The sequence below is a fragment of the Parasphingorhabdus sp. genome (genome assembly GCF_059726685.1).
The window spans coordinates 403,212-419,735 of sequence record NZ_AP041068.1 but is presented as its reverse complement, the minus strand read 5'-3'; the positions used below and the strand labels follow the sequence as shown (position 1 = coordinate 419,735).

Sequence of the window (16,524 nt, the reverse complement as noted above, 5' to 3'; positions counted from 1 at the left end):
CGTGCCGGAAGATGCGCCTGATGATTCCGGGCTGGTCAAAAAACAAATCTCCGGCTGGTAAAGCTATTCAAAAAATGCGGGTTAAAATGCAAAGACGGGCTTTACCCCACTCAACCGGGCTTGTCATCTTTTGTACTAGCGCTGCTCTGAGACCAGAGGACGGCGCATCAGTTGAGCAACGATGGATTTTGAATCGGTTTCGCCAGCAAGCAAGGCACAAACCGCGTCGACAATCGGCATATCAATATCTCGCGCTTTTGCATCACGTTGCAACACCGCCGCGGTAAAGGCGCCTTCTGCAACGGTTGCGCGGTCTGATAAAAGTGCCTTTGCAGACTGCCCCCTGCCCAATCCTTTGCCCAGCGAGAAATTGCGCGAACTATCGGATGAGCAAGTCAGGACGAGATCGCCCAGGCCACAAAGGCCAGACAGGGTTTCTGCACGTGCCCCGCGCGCTGCGCCATAGCGAAGCATTTCGGCAAAGCCGCGACTGATAATCGACGCGCGGGCATTTTGACCGAGGCCGGCGCCCTCGACCACGCCGCAACCAATAGCGAGGACGTTTTTGACCGCCCCGCCAATTTCCGCACCAGCTATATCGTCCGAATAATAGGGACGGAAAGAAGGTTTGGAGATCAGCGGATTGAGCCTGTCCCACAGCGCTTCACTATCGCAGGCCAGCGTCAAGGCAGTTGGCAGTCCCTGGGCGACTTCATGGGCAAATGTCGGTCCGGATAAAACTGCCAGTGGGTTATTTGGCCGAATATCCTGAACAACCTCGCTCATCAATTGCCGGGTCGCTTCTTCAATACCTTTGCTGCACAGGACCAGGGCGGCTTTGCTATCGGGAAGATCCATTAGACTGGCCCGCAAATGCTGAGCAGGCGTAACGATCAGCAAGGCTTCGCAAGACGCAAGTTCGCCCATATTTTTTGTGGCGCGAATATTCTGCCGCAGCGGATAGCCGGCCAGGAAGGTCTGATTCTCGTGACTTTCGTTGATCTGTGCGATTACTTCGGGCTCGCGCGCCCAAAGCAACAGCTCATCCTGCCCTTCCGATAGCACCTGCGCGAGCGCAGTGCCCCATGCGCCGGCCCCGATTACACCGATTCTTGCTTGGGCTTTGGTCATGCTTTCACACCTGCCCCGCGCGCTTTTTCGGCGGTCGGATCGAGCGGCCATCGGGGGCGAGCGACAAAATCAAGCGGATCGATTAAACCCGCCGCGAAACGCTCGGCCCCTGCCCAGGCGATCATGGCTGCATTGTCGGTGCATAGCCATGAGGGAGGCGCAGTAAATTGCATGCCATGATCCGTTGCCAATTGCTCCAGCATCGCCCGAATAGGCCCGTTTGCCGCGACGCCGCCAGCAACCACCAGATGGGGTACTTTCCCGTGATCGCCTATCGCCTTTTCCAGACGATCTTGCAGGCAATCAACGGTGGCTTGCTGAAACGCAGCAGCAATATCTTCCGGCCGGTGCTCACCGCTTTGATGAGCTCTGACCACCGCACTTTTGAGGCCCGCAAAGGAGAAATGCGGTTCTTTCGATCCTTTGAGTGGGCGAGGCAGCAGCACCGCTTCTGCATCACCGGTTTCGGCTAGCGCTTCGACCTTCGGCCCGCCGGGATAGCCAAGACCCAATATTTTCGCTGTTTTATCAAAAGCTTCACCCGCTGCATCATCAATTGTTGTGGCCAGTCGGCGATATTGCCCGACGCCATCCACGCGCAAAATCTGGCAATGCCCGCCCGAAGCCAGCAGCAGCAAATAGGGGAAGTCGAGATCAGCATTGGCGAGGCGCGGTGACAGCGCATGACCTTCAAGATGATTGACCGCCACGAGCGGTTTATCAGCTGCCATCGCTAGCGCTTTGCCGGTGACCAATCCGACCATCACACCGCCAATCAGTCCTGGTCCGGCGGTCGCTGCGATTGCATCGACTTTATCCAGCGTCAGACCGGCTTCGGCAAGGGCTGCGTCGATCAGCGGCGTTATGATCTCGGCATGGGCGCGGGCAGCGATCTCTGGCACCACACCGCCAAAGGGAGCGTGCGCCTCTTCCTGACCCGCCAGTTTATGGGCTAAAATCTCCCGATCTGACGTGACCAATGCCGCCGCTGTCTCATCGCAGCTTGATTCAATGCCCAAAATTATACTCATATTCCTTTTACTTAAGCCATGGTGGGATTAGGACAAGGGCCATGACGGGTGACGGTGTTAGCAAACGGGAAAAATTAGCGGGCATTGATCGGCCCTTGCGGATCGGTACGCGCCAATCTCCGCTGGCTATGGCGCAGGCCGAAATGGCGGCTTCGGCGATATTATCTGCGCATGGCTGGCGGCCCGACCAGGTCGAGCTGGTGCCCATGGTGGCAACCGGTGACAAGATACAGGATCGTGCACTCGCAGAACTTGGCGGTAAGGCGCTGTGGACAAAGGAACTCGACCGGGCGCTGCATGACGGAGATATTGATTGCGCCGTTCACAGCATGAAAGATGTCGAAACCGTGCGGCCAGACGTTTTCATCATCGCGGCCATGATGGAGCGGGCGGATACCCACGACAGACTGATCGGTGCGAGATCTATCGACGATCTACCGCAAGCTGCGATCGTCGGTACCGCTTCTCCGCGGCGCAAGGCCCAATTGCTGCGGCATCGTAGCGATCTTGATATCCGGCTTATTCGCGGCAATGTTCAGACGAGGCTGCAGAAAATCCAAGATGGTGAGTATCACGCCACCTTGTTGGCTGCCGCTGGCCTGAATCGTTTGGACATGGATGACATCGGCGTTGATATATCTCCGGATGTAATGCTGCCAGCACCGGCTCAAGGTGCGATAGGCATCGAAACATTATCCGATTCCAGCCATTTGCGCCGTGTTCTCAAAGAAATATCCTGCTCAAACACATCACGCGCGGTGACGACAGAACGGTCGTTCCTGAAAGAACTCACTGCCGATTGTCATAGTCCGGTTGCAGCCTCAGCGACTGTTGACGGTATGAGAATCCATCTTCGTTCAGAAATATTGCTGCCTGACGGCAGTGAGTGCATCAGCGGAGAATCCGAGTTTGATGCAGGAGACGTTGCGGCTCCGGCACTGCTAGCGCGTAAGCTGTTGGGGCAGGCCAGTACAGAATTGAAAACCATTTTTGGCCGATGACCCGGTCGCTGATTATTCTGCGGCCGATTGAGGGTGCTCGCGAAACCGCGGAGAAGGCCAAAAAAATGGGTTTATCGACCATTGTCGATCCACTATTTGAAATCGAACCAATAGCCTGGGAGGCACCGCCGGCTTCCCAGTTTGATGCTTTGATGCTGACAAGTGCCAATGCGGTCAAATATGCTGGCTCTGCGCTCGAGAAATGCAGGAAATTACCTGTACTGGCTGTGGGGAAAGCAACGGCCCGGATTGCCCGGCAGTCCGGGCTGGATGTCGCGGAAATCGGAGGGGGCGGCGCGGAAGAGCTGCTGCGGTCACTTCCCTCTGGTCGGTACCGGAAAATCCTGCGCCTGACCGGTAAGGATCACGTCAAAACAACGATTTCCGGGCGTGAGCTTGTCCTGCGCCGTGTTTATCAGGCCCGTGGTATGCCATTAGGGGAAAAGGCATCTGCTGCGCTAAGGCAGGGTCACGTGGTTCTCCTTTATTCCGTCCGCGCGGCGAAGATACTGAACCAGGAGCTGGATCGTCTGGGTATCGATCGGTCGGTAAATGATATAGCAGCTCTATCACCCAATATTGCGGAGGCCGCGGGAGACGGGTGGAAAACCGTGCAGGCTGCGAAGCGACCAACGGACGATGCTTTACTGTCTCTGGCTGGGCGACTATGTCTGCGTTCAGGATAAAACTGATATTTGCGGCTGGCGCAGAACGCGCGGGCAGGGTGTAGGAAAATCGAATGAGTCGGGACTATGAAAAAATCGCTTCGTCAGGGGGAAAAAGCAATTTGACCCGCAATGTTCTGGTCCTGATGGTCGTTGCGTTTGTCGGCGGGGCAATTCTCACCGGTTGGGTTTTTTCGCGCTACAACCCTTTTGAGACCGGCACGGAAAGTGCTGTTGCTGCAACCGGAGCCAAGACCGCTCCGACGGCGGTTGCTGACGACCCTGCCTCGGCATTGGCGAAACGGATTGATGCGGACGGGACGGTATTGCCGCCGCCACCGGTAAAACCCGTGCCAACAGAAATTCCCGCGCTGACGCCCGACAAAGAGCGAGCGTTGGCGGTGCGGGTCGCAGACCTTGAAGACCGGCTGTCGCGGATCAATGTGCAAGCGCAGGCAGCGTCCGGCAACGCGGCGCGGGCTGAAGGTTTGCTGATTGCTTTTGCCGCTCGCCGGGCGCTCGACCGCGGGTCCCCGCTCGGTTATATTGAATCGCAGCTTCGTCTGCGCTTTGGTGATGCCCAGCCAAAGGCGGTAACAACGATTGTGAATGCATCCCGTGAGCCAGTGACACTGGAAGAGTTGGCGACGGGTCTTGATGATATCGGCCCGTCTTTGACAAGCGGTTCCAGCGGCGAAGGGTTTTGGACGGATTTCAAGCGGGAAATGTCCGAACTGTTCGTGATCCGCCGTGATGGAACGCCGTCTCCGGTGCCACAGCAACGACTCATCCGTGCGAAGCGTTATGTAGAAAACGGTAATATCGATGCTGCGATTGCAGAGATCGAAAAATTGCCGGGCACAGACAATGGTGATGAGCTGACCAGTCAATGGATGGAAAAAGCACGGCGCTATAATGAAGCGCGCCGGGCGTTGGATGTCATAGAAACGGCAGCGATACTGGAACCGCAGCAGCTGCGCACCGCAGAAGGAGAAAGGGTTGATCAACCTTCTCCGCTGGCTCCAGTAACTCCAATACCAGCGCCCTGAGCGCTTATGCGGGCGGCAGGAACAAGTCTGCGAGCGTCTGCGGCACCCGCACCGGTCTGCCGCTTTTCTGATCAATAATGGCCCAGTTGGTTTTGGCAGATACCTTCAACTTGCCATCTGCTCCTGCAAAACTGACATTACGCCAGAAACGCGCACCTTTGGGCGGGTCTGAAATCCAGGTGCGACCCGTTACCTTTTCGCCAGCAACGACGTTGCCACGATAGTCAATTTCATGTCTGGTTACGACCCAGATGTAGCGCTCAATATATTCCGGCGGTGCAACGGCCTGCCAATGCGCGGTCGCGAGTTCCTGGATCCAGCGAACCCAAACCGCGTTATTGACGTGACCCAGCTCGTCAATATCCTCCGGTTGGGCTGTAATCTCGAGAATGTGCTCGCTCATTTCTCGGTTTCTGTCATACCCATCTGCCACAGGATAAACGCAAACTCCTCTGCGACTTCCTCGATCCGGTTCCAGCGACCGGATTTGCCGCCATGGCCCGCCCCCATATTGGTTTTGAGCAACAGGATATTGTCATCCGTCTTGGTTGCGCGCAGCTTGGCCGCCCATTTAGCTGGTTCCCAATAGGTCACACGCGGATCATTAAGACCGCCGGTGATAAGCATCGGTGGATAGTCTTGCGCGCTGACCTGATCATAGGGGGAATAGCTGCGTATATATTCAAAGGCCGCCTTGTCGGTGATCGGATTGCCCCATTCCGGCCATTCACCGGGCGTGAGCGGCAGGCTTTCATCCAGCATGGTATTCAGCACGTCGACAAAAGGCACATGAGCCACAACTGCGCCCCATAGAGCAGGATCACTGTTAACAACCGCGCCCATTAGCTCGCCACCGGCCGAGCCGCCCGAAGCACTGATCCGCCCCTTGGTGGTATAGCCTTTATCTGCCAGTCCTTTGGCAACATCGACAAAATCGGTGAATGTATTGGTCCTCTGCATCAACTTGCCCTGCAGATACCAGTCGCGCCCCAGATCATCACCGCCGCGGATATGCGCGATGGCATAGATGAATCCGCGGTCGACCAGGGATAGCCTTGTGGTGGAAAAGCTTGGTGGCACGGCGTAGCCATAGGCCCCATAAGCGTAGAGGTGCAGTGGTGCGCTGCCGTCGAGTTTTGTACCATTCTTGTAAACCAGTGATACCGGTACCATCGCACCGTCGCGTGCCCTTATGGTGAGACGCTCGGTAGTATATTGAGCGGCATCGTAGCCGGAAGGAATTTCCTGCACCTTCAGCGTTGCAAGTTTTTTGTCGGCAAGCGTGTAGTCATACACTGTATCCGGTGTGACCATCGATTCGTAGCTCAGCCTGAGCTTTGCCACATCATATTCCGGATTGTCATCTAACCCGGCATTGTAGCTTGCCTCGGGAAAAGCGATACGCTCCACCTTTGTTGGATCGGTGTATGAGCGTATCTCTACCTGATCGAGACCGTTTTCGCGCCCTTCCGTGACATAGAAATCCTTAAAGGCGGTCATATCGGTCAGGTAAAACTCGTCTGAGCCAGCGATCAGTGTCGTCCATTCGCCGGGATTATCAAGCGAAGCCGTCGCTAGCCGGAAATTCACATGATCATCATTGGTGAGAACATAAAGCGTTCCGTCATGCTCCTCGACTGAATATTCACGCCCTTTTTGCCGCGGTGAAATCAGAATCTGCTCCGCGGTTGGATTGTCGGTCGGCACCAATCGCACTTCGCTGGTTTCATTATCACCAGTAGCGATGACGATAAACTTCTCCGATTGGGTCAGGCCGATGCCAACGGTAAAACCGTCCTGCTCCTCTTTGTAGAGTTCCAGATCATCCTTGATATCGGTGCCCAAAACATGCAGCCGTGCGTTGTCAGTGCGCCAGTTTTCATTGGCCAAGCCATAGAGTAGGCTTTTGGAATCAGCCGACCAGACAAGGCTGGATAGAGTCCCTGGAATGACGTCAGGCAATTCTTCCCCGGTCGCCAGCACACGAAAATGCACGTCAAACCGTTCCGATCCATTATCATCATAGGAATAGGCAAGCAGTTTGCCATCTGGAGACACGGAAAATGCGCCAAGGCGGAAATATTCTTTCCCTTCCGCTAGTGCATTTTCGTCAAGGATCAGAATGTCATCACCGTCGGCGACGGGTTTGCGATACCATTTCTTATATTGCGCGCCTTCGTCAAAGGCGGTCCAGTAAATCCAGTCGCCATCCTTTTGCGGGACCGAACTTTCGTCTTCCTTGATCCGCCCCTTCATCTCCTTGAACAGCTCGTTGGTCAGCGCTTTCTGGCCGGCCATATTCTGTTCAAACCACTTATTCTCCTCTTTCAGATAATCGAGCACATCTTCGTCATCGATCTTCGGATAGCTTTGGTCTTTGAGCCAGTGATAGGGATCGCTGATCGTATAGCCATGGCGTTCGTAACTATGGGGTCGCTGCTCGGCGACAGGTGGTTTTTCCATTTTCTTTGTCATGGTCTCTTCTGTTGTTGGAGATTCAGCGAAAGCAGGAGCAGCAGCCAGATTGGCGGCAAGCAGGAGGGGGAACAATATCTGTTTCATAACGCCTCTCATCTTTGAAATCGGTGGCGGAAATCGTCTAAAACACCTATGTGTTTGGTAAGCCACTAATTCAAGGAGTTTCGCAGCCGATGTTGATGTCCACTTATGAAGCGCGGCTTGCCGCCCTGCGCGAGCAAATGGCCAAAGATAATCTTGATGGCTTTGTCATCCCGATTTGTGACGAGCATATGAGCGAGTATGTCGGCGACTATGCCCAGCGTCTGTCCTGGCTCACGGGTTTTGGCGGCTCCGCCGGTTCTGCGGTCGTGCTGAAGGACAAAGCTGCGATTTTTGTGGATGGACGCTATACTATTCAGGTGCGTGATCAGGTCGATGGCAATCTTTATGAATATGTCGGCACCGCGGATAAAAGCGTCATTGACTGGCTGGGCGAAAATGCGCCGGAAGGCTCATCGATTGGCTATGACGCATGGCTGCATACGCAGGATTGGGCGAAATCGGCCAAGGCTAAGCTGGCAAAGAACGGTGCCAAGCTTCTCGCCGTAAAGCCCAACCCTATTGACGCGGTCTGGGAAGATCAGCCAGAGCCATCGCTCGCCAAGCTTGATGTTCAGCCTGATGAATTTGCCGGGAAAAGCGCGGCGGACAAGCGTGCAGATATTGCCGCCTGGTTGAAAGAGGAAGGTCTGGATGCAACCGTCATCGCTGCGCTCGATTCGGTCGCTTGGGCATTTAATATTCGTGGGAAGGATATTAACAATACCCCGGTCCCGCGTGGTTATGCGATTGTCAAAGCGGATGGCAATGCAGAGTTGTTTGTTGCGCCAGAAAAATTGACGGATGAGGTCAGGGTGCATCTGGGTAACGCGGTTGCACTCCGCGACTACAGCGAATTTCCCGACGCATTGGCGGAATATGGCGCCAAGAAGATCGGCGTCGATCCGGAGCGATCGGTAGCCGCGATATTTGAGCAGCTGGAAGGCGCTGGCGCTCATATCGTCAAAAAGCGCGATCCGACCATATTGGCCAAAGCGATTAAAAACGAAACCGAAGTCAACGGCCACAAAGCAGCTCAGGCTCGCGATGGCGCGGCGCTCAGTCAATTTTTGCACTGGTTTGCACAGGAAGCGCCGAAAGGTGGTCAAGACGAACTGTCGGTCGCCGCCAAACTCGCAGAATTTCGCGGAAAATCCGACAAGTTGATGGATCTGTCTTTCCGTACGATTTCCGGTGCAGGACCCAATGGAGCGCTTTGTCATTATAGCGTGAATGAGGAAACCAACCGCAAGATTGAAACCGGTACACTCTATCTGGTTGATAGCGGTGGGCAATATCGCGATGGTACGACCGATGTGACGCGAACTATGGCGGTCGGTGAACCTACGGCGGAAATGATCAAGCGCTATACGCAGGTGCTGCAAGGGCATATCGCGCTGGCAAAGGCGGTCTTCCCCAAAGGCACCACGGGCGGGCAGCTCGACATATTGGCGCGGCAATACCTTTGGGCCGATGGCGTCGATTATGCCCATGGCACAGGCCATGGGGTAGGTGCCTATCTGTCGGTGCACGAAGGACCACAACGGATCGCTGCTTTTGGTGGATTTGCCGAACCCCTGGTTGCAGGCATGATCTGCTCCAATGAACCGGGCTATTACAAGGATGATGCTTTTGGTATTCGGATTGAAAACCTGATCCTTGTCGAAGAGCGGGAAGTCGCTGGGGCAGAACAGGACATGCTGGGTTTTGAAACATTGACATTTGCGCCGCTCGACCGGCGGCTGATTGATGTCGCTATATTGTCCGACAGCCAGCGCCAATGGGTGGACGATTATCATGCGCAAGTGCTGGATATTATCGGACCGCAGGTCGAAGGCGATGTGCATGATTGGCTCAAGGAGCAATGCGCGCGCCTTTAATCTACCGCTTTAAACTATATGCTGACCTGCTTTGCGCCATAGGCAGAGTACCAATATCAACGGACAAATTACTTCATGACAACAGATACTAACGACCCGCGCGCCGGCTTTCGCCTGATCACTCCTGTCCGTGTGCGCTATGCCGAGGCTGATATGCAGGGCATTGTGTTCAACGCGAATTACCTCGCTTTTGCGGATATCGGCGTAACCGAATATTTTCGCGAGCTCGTCGGGGCCACGGGCAATGAAGATTCACCTGGCAAGTTTCTGGAGCTATTTGGCGGAGATAACTGGGTGCGCCATGCGGAAGTTGATTTCCGGGCGCCGGCCAAGGCCGATGATCTGATCGATGTCTGCCTGCGTATCACCCGATTCGGCCGGACCAGCTATTCCGCCATCGCCCACATTGTGCGGGAAAATACATTGCTCAACGTCGTCAAGCTGACTTATGTCTGGTTTGACCCTGCGACAGAAGAAGTTACGCCCGTGGCGCAGAGCTTTATTGATGCCGTTACAGATTTTGAGATTATCGAACCGGAACGGACTGCGGTTACTGTCTAGCGACCCGCTATGCGGTTCTTTACTCCGGGTCAGCCGATTTCAAATTCTTGGCCTGTGTTTTGCGCCGCCGCAAATTGGCTCGCAATTGTTCCGCAAGGCGATCGGCTTTCTCGACCTCCTTGCGTCGTTTTTCTGACTTTGGCTGTGGCTTGGGCATGGAGAATATTTGCCAGTGAAACAGGAAAATTGCAACTGCGCTTGACAAGTCCTTAACCCTTTGGCCATAGGCGCGGGGCCCGAAGCAGATGGCTTCTGGCAATAAAATCAGTGCTGCTGTAGCTCAGTGGTAGAGCGCGTCATTGGTAATGACGAGGTCGGGAGTTCAATTCTCCCTAGCAGCACCATTTCTTTTCCCGATTTCGAGTGTCTCCGGCGGCATGCGCTAGCCGTAGATTTAATCCCCAAGTTTCGGTAACTTAGCCTGTTCCTGTTGGGTGAATAGTGCTCCAGAGACTATTTGGCATCCGCCATATGTTTACTGATGACCAGATTATCTCGAGGCCCCGAAACGCGGATCCCAGATGCACTGTCAGAATGTGATTGATTTCGGCTTCATTCGAACCCGAATAGGGTGCGCTGCTCTTGCCAATCGAGTGGGATCTTTCCAGCTCGCAGAAAGCGCCTTCCAGTCAAATTGACCGGCTGCGACCCTTGAATAATGGCTTTGATAATATCAGGTGCCAGGAAACTTAGCCTGGCAAGCTTCCTTAGATGCCGCTGCGAATAGCCGGATATGATCGGTGATGGTTTTCCATCGATTAGATAGTCTCGAGCCGCGAACGCATTGGCGATCAGCCGTAACAGCACTGGATCGGGTTCGTGCTTTGCAGGACCATTGCCGGGCGCGACTGCCAGCCGCAATTCGGATCCTTTGCTGACCATTTCTGCATCAACGGAGATATCGATTGGATCGGCTCGCTTTTCGATGCTCAGGCTGATTTTGACAGTGTCGGCCTCAACTTGAATCTTGGTTTGGCACTTGAGAAGGAATTTTCGTTGCTCGACAACGCTCAAGCATGGGAGGTGCTTGGCAGTTTGCCGATACTGGTCGATCCTATCATTGTTCAAAGTTCGATCTTCTGTTTCCAGTACGAGTCCATGCGTCAGGTGGTTGGCAACGGCTTTGATAACAGTCTGTTCCAGATCTCCCGCAGGAAGACGCCAGGCAGAGGCCTTGTCCTCCAGAGGTTTGAAGCGCGTGGAATAATAGCGATAGCTTCGTGCCTGTTTCTTCGACTGGGTTGGAGACATGGGCCGGCCATCCGGATCGGTGATCATTCCCGTCAACAGACTGGGATTGTGACTTTTCTTGCCCAGGACTTTGTCTCGGCGATTGTCTGAGAAGATCGCCTGCACCTGATCAAACTGTTCCTGTGAAATTATTGGCGCATGTTCGCCATCATATAACTCCCCGCGATGCCGGATCTTGCCAATATAGATCGGGTTTTGCAGCATCAGTGTTAGGGCACCGGTTCCAATATGAACCCCGCCGAGCACGCGGCCATTGGACATCACCCGTTTGCGGGTTCGAAAGTTTTTCGCTGCCAGATCATCCACCAGCTTCGGAACAGACTTGAGCTCGATATAGCGGTTAAAAATGTAGCGGACCGATTCCACTCCCGATGGCTCAAACAACAGTTTTCTGTCTTCCACTCTATACCCGAGCGGCACTGGTCCACCCATCCACATGCCTTTCTTCTTCGAAGCCGCAACCTTGTCCCGGATACGCTCTCCGGTGACTTCGCGTTCAAACTGGGCGAAGGAAAGCAGGACGTTCAGGGTGAGACGTCCCATGCTAGTTGTTGTGTTGAACGATTGCGTAACACTGACGAAACTCGCTTCGTTCTCATCCAGTATCTCCACAATTTTGGCGAAGTCAGCGAGGGCGCGGGTTAGTCGATCAACCTTGTAGACGACAATGATATCGACCTTACCTGCTTTAACGTCATCCAATAACTGAGCGAGAGCCGGCCGGTCCATATTCCCGCCAGACCAGCCACCATCATCATAAAGCTCGGAAACCGCTTCCCAGCCCTCGCTGGCCTGGCTGAGGATATAGGCGGCACAAGCTTCCCGCTGTGCATCCAGACTGTTAAAATCCTGTTCCAAACCCTCTTCTGTCGATTTGCGGGTGTAGATAGCGCACCGCTTGCGTTTGATGCGCTCAGCCATTGGCAGCAGCCTTTGGCTTATAGCCGCTCCGCTTCTTTAGTCCGAAGAAACGAGGGCCGGACCAATGCGCGCCGGTTATTTCGCGAGCAATGTTGCTGAGACTTGCAAAATGACGCCCATCAAACTCAAAACCATCATCGCAAACAAGCACATGATAGCTTTTACCGTTCCATGACCTGACCAGCCTTGTGCCGGTTTTCAGCGAGATCGCATGCACGTGCCCGGCTTTGCCAGTTCGTTCTACGCGCTTGCGGAGGCGCTCGATCTCACGATTGGTGGCACCCGTCAGGCTACCATGGACGCGTTCCTGCCACCGGTTGGCGATCCCCCGCCGAAGCAGGTCCGGTCCAATATCGGGCGCGGGCGACTTGAAAGTATCGCGCCAGGCAGACCGCAACTGGGCAGGGGGCATTACTGAAAGCTCGGCCAATTTATTGCCCAGCAAAGTCATGCCGCACCTTTGAGCTCGTTTTTGCCCGGGCTTTGTGTGATCCGATAAGCTGTCCCATCATCGCCTCGCTGTTCGCGCGTAAGCACGAAGCCCTTCTTGCGTAGACCTGTGAGGAAGGCGCGGACGCTGTGTGATTTCCAATTGGTGGCTTTGCATATCTCAAGGAGTGTTGCCCCTTTGGTTCGCGATAGCAGCGCTATGACTTTTGCAGACTTAGTTTTTGGTTTTGATGTGGTTGATGACATTGAGGATCTCCAGCTTGACGCCGGACCTTCCAGCGCTTCCACTGACCCGAGCCGCAGATCGCCTAAATGGCGGGCGGCTTAACGCAAATGATGTTTGCGATGCCAATAGCAATGCTCGAACAAACACCGAAGTCCATTGGTTTATTTGCATATTTGTAAAAGCTGCATGTGGACTTCTACGCCAAGTTGAGCATGAGTTGGGACATGATCAACTTGGATGAAATCGACCGCCACGAGGTGCGATCAGGGTTGTTCGCTCTAATCACAGCGCGATTGGAAGATGCACATGAATTGGCAGTGCGTGGTCAAAACGGTGAGCTTGAACAAAATGAATCCATGACATTGCTTGAGGCGCTGGTGGATCAAGTCAGTCAGACCGAAATCCTATTGATGGCGATTGGAGCTACCCGGGAATGACCGCTTTGCGCCCCAATTTCGGACTTTCATATGGATTCCGCTGGATCCCAATAGCGGACGCTAGCCTTGTTAGTGACAAGCCTTCAAATCACGACTCAGTAGCCACCAATTAACGGGCCAAGCAGCCAAGAAACCGGCAGGAATGGCAACAAACATGGCAATCCAGAATTGCGGGGCTAGCAAGCTGCCTGCTGTCATGCCGCCCATATAATAGTCCGTCGCGTTCATAGCGAACTCCATCACGCCAATCGAGATAACTTCACCAATCCAGATAAGCTGGAGCGCTTGCATGAAAGTTTTGCCCTGATCGCGCATCACAGGCAGTAAACCAAGCGTGAAACCGGATAGATAGGCCAACGATGTTGCCATTATGATTGTGGGCCAAACGCCAAGTCCAAGTGCCATAGCTATAATCAAACCCGATACCTCGCCGATCACGCAGCCAGTGAGGCAATGGAGTGTCGCCTTTGCAGAGGTCACAAATGGATTGGCGTCTTTATGGTCATGGCAGGATGCGGCATGTTCGCTCATTTCAATTCTCCTAAAACCAGAACCGCACACCGATGACATAGTTGGTGACGCTGGGGTCTTCACCATCGGCTATGGCAAAGTCACGGCTGCCGCCGAGCTTCCATTCCTGTTCAATACCAACGTAGGGACCAAATTCCGGGGTGATTTCATAACGTAGGCGCAGACCCGCCTCGATGCTGTCAATGCCGGAACCAATTTCCAGCTCGGGAATATCCTGAGCAGAGAGATTGATTTCGGCACGTGGTTGCAGGATGAGTTTTTGCGTTAAGCGGTGATCATATTCCCCTTCAATACGCGCTGTCACATCTCCTTTGTTGGAGACGAAACCCGCAATATCGATTTCCAAATGATATGGTGCGACCCCTTGCACACCCAGCGCAAGATGGGTTCGCTCAGGTCCGTGGAAATCTTGCCTGACACCAGCTTGCAAATCGAAGAACGGACCAATGGCATGGCTCCATAGCGCTTGCACTTCGGCTTGCTCTATCTCTTCGCCAAAACTGCCTTCGCCTTCGCTCTTCAACCAGAATTTGTCCGTGTCATTGCCATAATAGCCCTGAACATCCCACAGATAGCCATTCTCTCCTTCGCGTGCGCGATATTCAAGGCGGTCTCCTTGAAACCAGTAGAGCGACATATTGCCATGTTCATTATAGAGCGCTTTGCGCGATGCCCGCATGGCTTCTGCACCCCAAATTGCATCGGCAGCATTGGGAGGACCAGAGGCTTGCGGGCCTGATTGATTTTGCTGAGATTGCGGCATGGGTTTGGGCCCCATATCATGGCCCGCATGATCGCTATGATCGGTATCGTCGGCCTGCTCTTTCTTGCCATGAGCCATTTTACTGTGGTCCATTTGGCTATGATCCATCTGCGCCAAAGCGGGTGAGGAGAGCATGGCGAACGCCGCTGTTATCAGAAGCCTCTTTTTCATCGGTCTGCCTTTTCGGGAAAGGCGACGCTGACGGTCTGCATCATGCCCGCATGCATGTGATAAAGCAGGTGGCAATGGAATGCCCAGTCGCCCGGCTCATTAAAGGTGGCATCAAAAGTTGCACTGCTGCCCGGTTGCACGATGACCGTATGTTTTTTGGGCTGCGCATGACCAGCGCCATTGACCAGTTCAAAAAAGATACCGTGCAGATGGATAGGGTGCGCCATCATTGTATCATTAACGAGCTTTACTCGTACCTTTTCGTCATAAGCAAAGCGTAGCGGGCTATCGCTAACGGAGCTATATTTCTTGCCGTCGAACGACCACATATAGCGTTCCATATTGCCCGTCAGATGAAGCTCCATCTCACGGTCTGGTGCGCGGGTGTTATGGTCGGGCTTGAGTGCCCGGAGCATTTTATAGTTCAAAACCCGGTGGGGGACATTGTCTAAACCCAATCCCGGATAACCCATCCGATCCTGCGGATTCATTGCTATCATATCGACGCCCGCATTCACGTCCACGCTGGCAGGCAGCAGCGATGTATCACGCATTCGCATTCCACCCATATCGTGATCGGAGTGGTCCATTGCGGGTTTAGGCTTATCGGCAGCACCATGGTTCATCTTGGAATGATCCATCTGGCTGTGATCCATTTTCCCATCGGCCATGCTGCCATGTCCCGAATGACCGCCGCCGCCATGCCCATCATGTCCGCCTTCGGTCATACCGCCATGCCCCATATCAACCATAGAGAGCAGCGGCGGGTCTCGCAGTTCAGGGAAATTCGCTCGCCTGCCAGACTCGGAGGTGAGCGCAGCTTGCGCCATGCCGGAACGATCCATGCTTTCTGCTGCCAGTGCAAATGTGCCAGCCTTTGGCGTGACAATCACATCATAGGTTTCAGCTATACCAATTTGAAACTCATCAACTTCGGTGGGCTGCACATTTTGACCATCGGCTTGCACGACCGTCATAGGAAGGCCGGGAATACGGATATTGAAAAATGTCATCGCGCTTCCGTTAATGAAACGCAGCCGCACCCGCTCGCCCGGCTCAAAAGGTAGCTCCAAATCATCTGCCGGGCCGTGACCGTTGATCATATAGGTATAAGTGGGGGCTGACACATCGGCTATATCGGTCGGCATCATTCGCATACGACCCCACATCACGCGCTCCTGTGTGCTCATATCATAATCGTCAAAAGTCGCCGTCTTTTGCTGGTTGAAATAACCTTCGGCGACTTTGAGTTTTTTCATGATCTGGTGCGGATGCATGTCGGCAAATTCGGACAGCAGGATTATATGTTCGCGGTCATACTCCACCGGGTCTTTGCCTTCCGGGTCAATGATGATTGGACCATAGTGCCCCATCTGTTCCTGCAAACCCGAATGGCTGTGATACCAATATGTGCCCGATTGCCGCACATCGAATTTGGCCGTGAAGTTCCCGCCCGGTATTATACCCGGAAAGCTTAAACCCGGAACACCGTCGAACTGAAATGGCAGCAGCAGCCCGTGCCAATGCACGCTACTATCTTCGCCCAGCATGTTGTGAACCATCAGATTGGCACGTGTACCTTCGCGCAACCGAATAAGCGGCCCCGGGATAGTGCCGTTCAATCCAATGCCATGCCCTGAACGCTTGCCCGTGCGGAACATACCATCTGCAATATGCAGATGCACATTGGGACCAGACACCTCATCCATGCCATTGCGCAGCGCGCCACCCATTTTGTGCCCCATTTTTCCAGATGCCCATGCAGGCATTGGCAAAGAGGCAAGCGCTGCGACGCCTGCCAGACTTTGAACAAATGTCCGGCGGCTTGGGTTAGCAAGGCTATTGTTGAACGCTTTGGTCATCGATATTGATACTCCTGTGATAACAGAGTATATAT

At 54.1% G+C, this 16,524-nt stretch carries 16 protein-coding genes and 1 tRNA gene; 7 read left to right on the top strand and 10 right to left on the bottom strand.

Translation table 11 applies throughout. The features are described from left to right. Nucleotides 1-135 precede the first annotated feature (135 nt). Together AC6I9Z_RS02070 and tsaD are read right to left on the bottom strand one after the other, a co-directional pair. On the bottom strand, nucleotides 136-1,131 hold the full coding sequence (locus tag AC6I9Z_RS02070; RefSeq protein ID WP_461457465.1) for an NAD(P)H-dependent glycerol-3-phosphate dehydrogenase: 996 nt from the start codon (nucleotides 1,129-1,131) through the stop codon (nucleotides 136-138). Beyond that, nucleotides 1,128-2,162, bottom strand: coding sequence for a tRNA (adenosine(37)-N6)-threonylcarbamoyltransferase complex transferase subunit TsaD (gene tsaD / locus AC6I9Z_RS02065; RefSeq protein ID WP_461457467.1), 1,035 nt, complete (start codon nucleotides 2,160-2,162; stop codon nucleotides 1,128-1,130). Before tsaD ends, AC6I9Z_RS02070 begins: the two co-directional genes overlap by 4 nt. 41 nt (nucleotides 2,163-2,203) lie before the next feature. On the opposite strand from tsaD, the gene hemC reads away from it, so the two are divergent. From hemC to AC6I9Z_RS02050, 3 genes are read left to right on the top strand one after another with little or no spacing between them, the layout of a single operon-like run. Next, entirely contained in the window at nucleotides 2,204-3,163 is a 960-nt protein-coding gene (gene hemC, locus AC6I9Z_RS02060) for a hydroxymethylbilane synthase (RefSeq protein WP_461457469.1), read from the top strand. Then, nucleotides 3,160-3,849, top strand: a complete 690-nt coding sequence (locus AC6I9Z_RS02055; RefSeq protein WP_461457471.1) for a uroporphyrinogen-III synthase — start codon at nucleotides 3,160-3,162, stop codon at nucleotides 3,847-3,849. The genes hemC and AC6I9Z_RS02055 overlap by 4 nt, the downstream gene beginning before the upstream one ends. 53 nt (nucleotides 3,850-3,902) lie before the next feature. Then, on the top strand, nucleotides 3,903-4,877 hold the full coding sequence (locus AC6I9Z_RS02050) for a mitofilin family membrane protein (RefSeq protein WP_461457474.1): 975 nt from the start codon (nucleotides 3,903-3,905) through the stop codon (nucleotides 4,875-4,877). A 4-nt stretch (nucleotides 4,878-4,881) separates the two neighbouring features. Here the strand turns inward: AC6I9Z_RS02050 and AC6I9Z_RS02045 are convergent, their stop codons facing one another. Both AC6I9Z_RS02045 and AC6I9Z_RS02040 read right to left on the bottom strand, forming a co-directional pair. After that, nucleotides 4,882-5,280: an acyl-CoA thioesterase gene (locus AC6I9Z_RS02045; RefSeq protein ID WP_461457476.1), complete on the bottom strand. Its 399-nt coding sequence runs from the start codon at nucleotides 5,278-5,280 to the stop codon at nucleotides 4,882-4,884. After that, nucleotides 5,277-7,352, bottom strand: coding sequence for a S9 family peptidase (locus tag AC6I9Z_RS02040; protein ID WP_461458225.1), 2,076 nt, complete (start codon nucleotides 7,350-7,352; stop codon nucleotides 5,277-5,279). Before AC6I9Z_RS02040 ends, AC6I9Z_RS02045 begins: the two co-directional genes overlap by 4 nt. A 182-nt stretch (nucleotides 7,353-7,534) precedes the next feature. Here AC6I9Z_RS02040 and AC6I9Z_RS02035 point away from each other — a divergent pair, with 182 nt between their 5' ends. From AC6I9Z_RS02035 to AC6I9Z_RS02025, 3 genes are all read left to right on the top strand, one after another. Next, nucleotides 7,535-9,316, top strand: coding sequence for an aminopeptidase P family protein (locus tag AC6I9Z_RS02035; RefSeq protein ID WP_461457478.1), 1,782 nt, complete (start codon nucleotides 7,535-7,537; stop codon nucleotides 9,314-9,316). A gap of 75 nt (nucleotides 9,317-9,391) precedes the next feature. Then, nucleotides 9,392-9,877 (top strand): acyl-CoA thioesterase, encoded by a 486-nt coding sequence (locus AC6I9Z_RS02030; protein ID WP_461457480.1) that lies wholly within the window; start codon nucleotides 9,392-9,394, stop codon nucleotides 9,875-9,877. A 269-nt stretch (nucleotides 9,878-10,146) separates the two neighbouring features. After that, a tRNA-Thr gene (locus tag AC6I9Z_RS02025) sits at nucleotides 10,147-10,221 on the top strand. 208 nt (nucleotides 10,222-10,429) lie between these two features. Here the strand turns inward: AC6I9Z_RS02025 and AC6I9Z_RS02020 are convergent. From AC6I9Z_RS02020 to AC6I9Z_RS02010, 3 genes are read right to left on the bottom strand one after another with little or no spacing between them, the layout of a single operon-like run. Then, on the bottom strand, nucleotides 10,430-12,049 hold the full coding sequence (locus tag AC6I9Z_RS02020; RefSeq protein ID WP_461457484.1) for a recombinase family protein: 1,620 nt from the start codon (nucleotides 12,047-12,049) through the stop codon (nucleotides 10,430-10,432). Continuing rightward, nucleotides 12,042-12,500, bottom strand: a complete 459-nt coding sequence (locus AC6I9Z_RS02015; protein ID WP_461457485.1) for a DUF2924 domain-containing protein — start codon at nucleotides 12,498-12,500, stop codon at nucleotides 12,042-12,044. The genes AC6I9Z_RS02020 and AC6I9Z_RS02015 overlap by 8 nt, the downstream gene beginning before the upstream one ends. Next, on the bottom strand, nucleotides 12,497-12,745 hold the full coding sequence (locus AC6I9Z_RS02010; RefSeq protein ID WP_461457487.1) for a DUF3489 domain-containing protein: 249 nt from the start codon (nucleotides 12,743-12,745) through the stop codon (nucleotides 12,497-12,499). The genes AC6I9Z_RS02015 and AC6I9Z_RS02010 overlap by 4 nt, the downstream gene beginning before the upstream one ends. A 204-nt stretch (nucleotides 12,746-12,949) precedes the next feature. On the opposite strand from AC6I9Z_RS02010, the gene AC6I9Z_RS02005 reads away from it, so the two are divergent. Next, on the top strand, nucleotides 12,950-13,162 hold the full coding sequence (locus tag AC6I9Z_RS02005) for a hypothetical protein (protein ID WP_461457489.1): 213 nt from the start codon (nucleotides 12,950-12,952) through the stop codon (nucleotides 13,160-13,162). 69 nt (nucleotides 13,163-13,231) lie between these two features. On the opposite strand, the gene AC6I9Z_RS02000 is transcribed toward AC6I9Z_RS02005, so the two are convergent. The 3 genes from AC6I9Z_RS02000 to AC6I9Z_RS01990 are packed head-to-tail and all read right to left on the bottom strand — an operon-like array spanning nucleotide 13,232 to nucleotide 16,489. Next, nucleotides 13,232-13,693 (bottom strand): DUF4396 domain-containing protein, encoded by a 462-nt coding sequence (locus AC6I9Z_RS02000; protein WP_461457491.1) that lies wholly within the window; start codon nucleotides 13,691-13,693, stop codon nucleotides 13,232-13,234. A gap of 10 nt (nucleotides 13,694-13,703) precedes the next feature. After that, a complete protein-coding gene (locus AC6I9Z_RS01995; RefSeq protein ID WP_461457493.1) occupies nucleotides 13,704-14,627 on the bottom strand; it encodes a copper resistance protein B in 924 nt (307 codons plus the stop codon). After that, nucleotides 14,624-16,489 (bottom strand): copper resistance system multicopper oxidase, encoded by a 1,866-nt coding sequence (locus AC6I9Z_RS01990; RefSeq protein WP_461457495.1) that lies wholly within the window; start codon nucleotides 16,487-16,489, stop codon nucleotides 14,624-14,626. Before AC6I9Z_RS01990 ends, AC6I9Z_RS01995 begins: the two co-directional genes overlap by 4 nt. Between the last annotated feature and the right edge of the window lie 35 nt (nucleotides 16,490-16,524).

What these genes read in the sequence shown, in the direction of transcription:
- hemC (WP_461457469.1), top strand. Translation starts at nt 2,204, where the DNA reads ATGACGGGTGACGGTGTTAGCAAACGGGAAAAATTAGCGGGCATTGAT.
- AC6I9Z_RS02015 (WP_461457485.1), bottom strand. Translation starts at nt 12,500, where the DNA reads ATGACTTTGCTGGGCAATAAATTGGCCGAGCTTTCAGTAATGCCCCCT.
- AC6I9Z_RS02020 (WP_461457484.1), bottom strand. Translation starts at nt 12,049, where the DNA reads ATGGCTGAGCGCATCAAACGCAAGCGGTGCGCTATCTACACCCGCAAA.
- AC6I9Z_RS01995 (WP_461457493.1), bottom strand. Translation starts at nt 14,627, where the DNA reads ATGAAAAAGAGGCTTCTGATAACAGCGGCGTTCGCCATGCTCTCCTCA.
- AC6I9Z_RS01990 (WP_461457495.1), bottom strand. Translation starts at nt 16,489, where the DNA reads ATGACCAAAGCGTTCAACAATAGCCTTGCTAACCCAAGCCGCCGGACA.
- AC6I9Z_RS02050 (WP_461457474.1), top strand. Translation starts at nt 3,903, where the DNA reads ATGAGTCGGGACTATGAAAAAATCGCTTCGTCAGGGGGAAAAAGCAAT.
- AC6I9Z_RS02000 (WP_461457491.1), bottom strand. Translation starts at nt 13,693, where the DNA reads ATGAGCGAACATGCCGCATCCTGCCATGACCATAAAGACGCCAATCCA.
- tsaD (WP_461457467.1), bottom strand. Translation starts at nt 2,162, where the DNA reads ATGAGTATAATTTTGGGCATTGAATCAAGCTGCGATGAGACAGCGGCG.
- AC6I9Z_RS02040 (WP_461458225.1), bottom strand. Translation starts at nt 7,352, where the DNA reads ATGACAAAGAAAATGGAAAAACCACCTGTCGCCGAGCAGCGACCCCAT.
- AC6I9Z_RS02045 (WP_461457476.1), bottom strand. Translation starts at nt 5,280, where the DNA reads ATGAGCGAGCACATTCTCGAGATTACAGCCCAACCGGAGGATATTGAC.
- AC6I9Z_RS02055 (WP_461457471.1), top strand. Translation starts at nt 3,160, where the DNA reads ATGACCCGGTCGCTGATTATTCTGCGGCCGATTGAGGGTGCTCGCGAA.
- AC6I9Z_RS02010 (WP_461457487.1), bottom strand. Translation starts at nt 12,745, where the DNA reads ATGTCATCAACCACATCAAAACCAAAAACTAAGTCTGCAAAAGTCATA.
- AC6I9Z_RS02070 (WP_461457465.1), bottom strand. Translation starts at nt 1,131, where the DNA reads ATGACCAAAGCCCAAGCAAGAATCGGTGTAATCGGGGCCGGCGCATGG.
- AC6I9Z_RS02005 (WP_461457489.1), top strand. Translation starts at nt 12,950, where the DNA reads ATGATCAACTTGGATGAAATCGACCGCCACGAGGTGCGATCAGGGTTG.
- AC6I9Z_RS02035 (WP_461457478.1), top strand. Translation starts at nt 7,535, where the DNA reads ATGTCCACTTATGAAGCGCGGCTTGCCGCCCTGCGCGAGCAAATGGCC.
- AC6I9Z_RS02030 (WP_461457480.1), top strand. Translation starts at nt 9,392, where the DNA reads ATGACAACAGATACTAACGACCCGCGCGCCGGCTTTCGCCTGATCACT.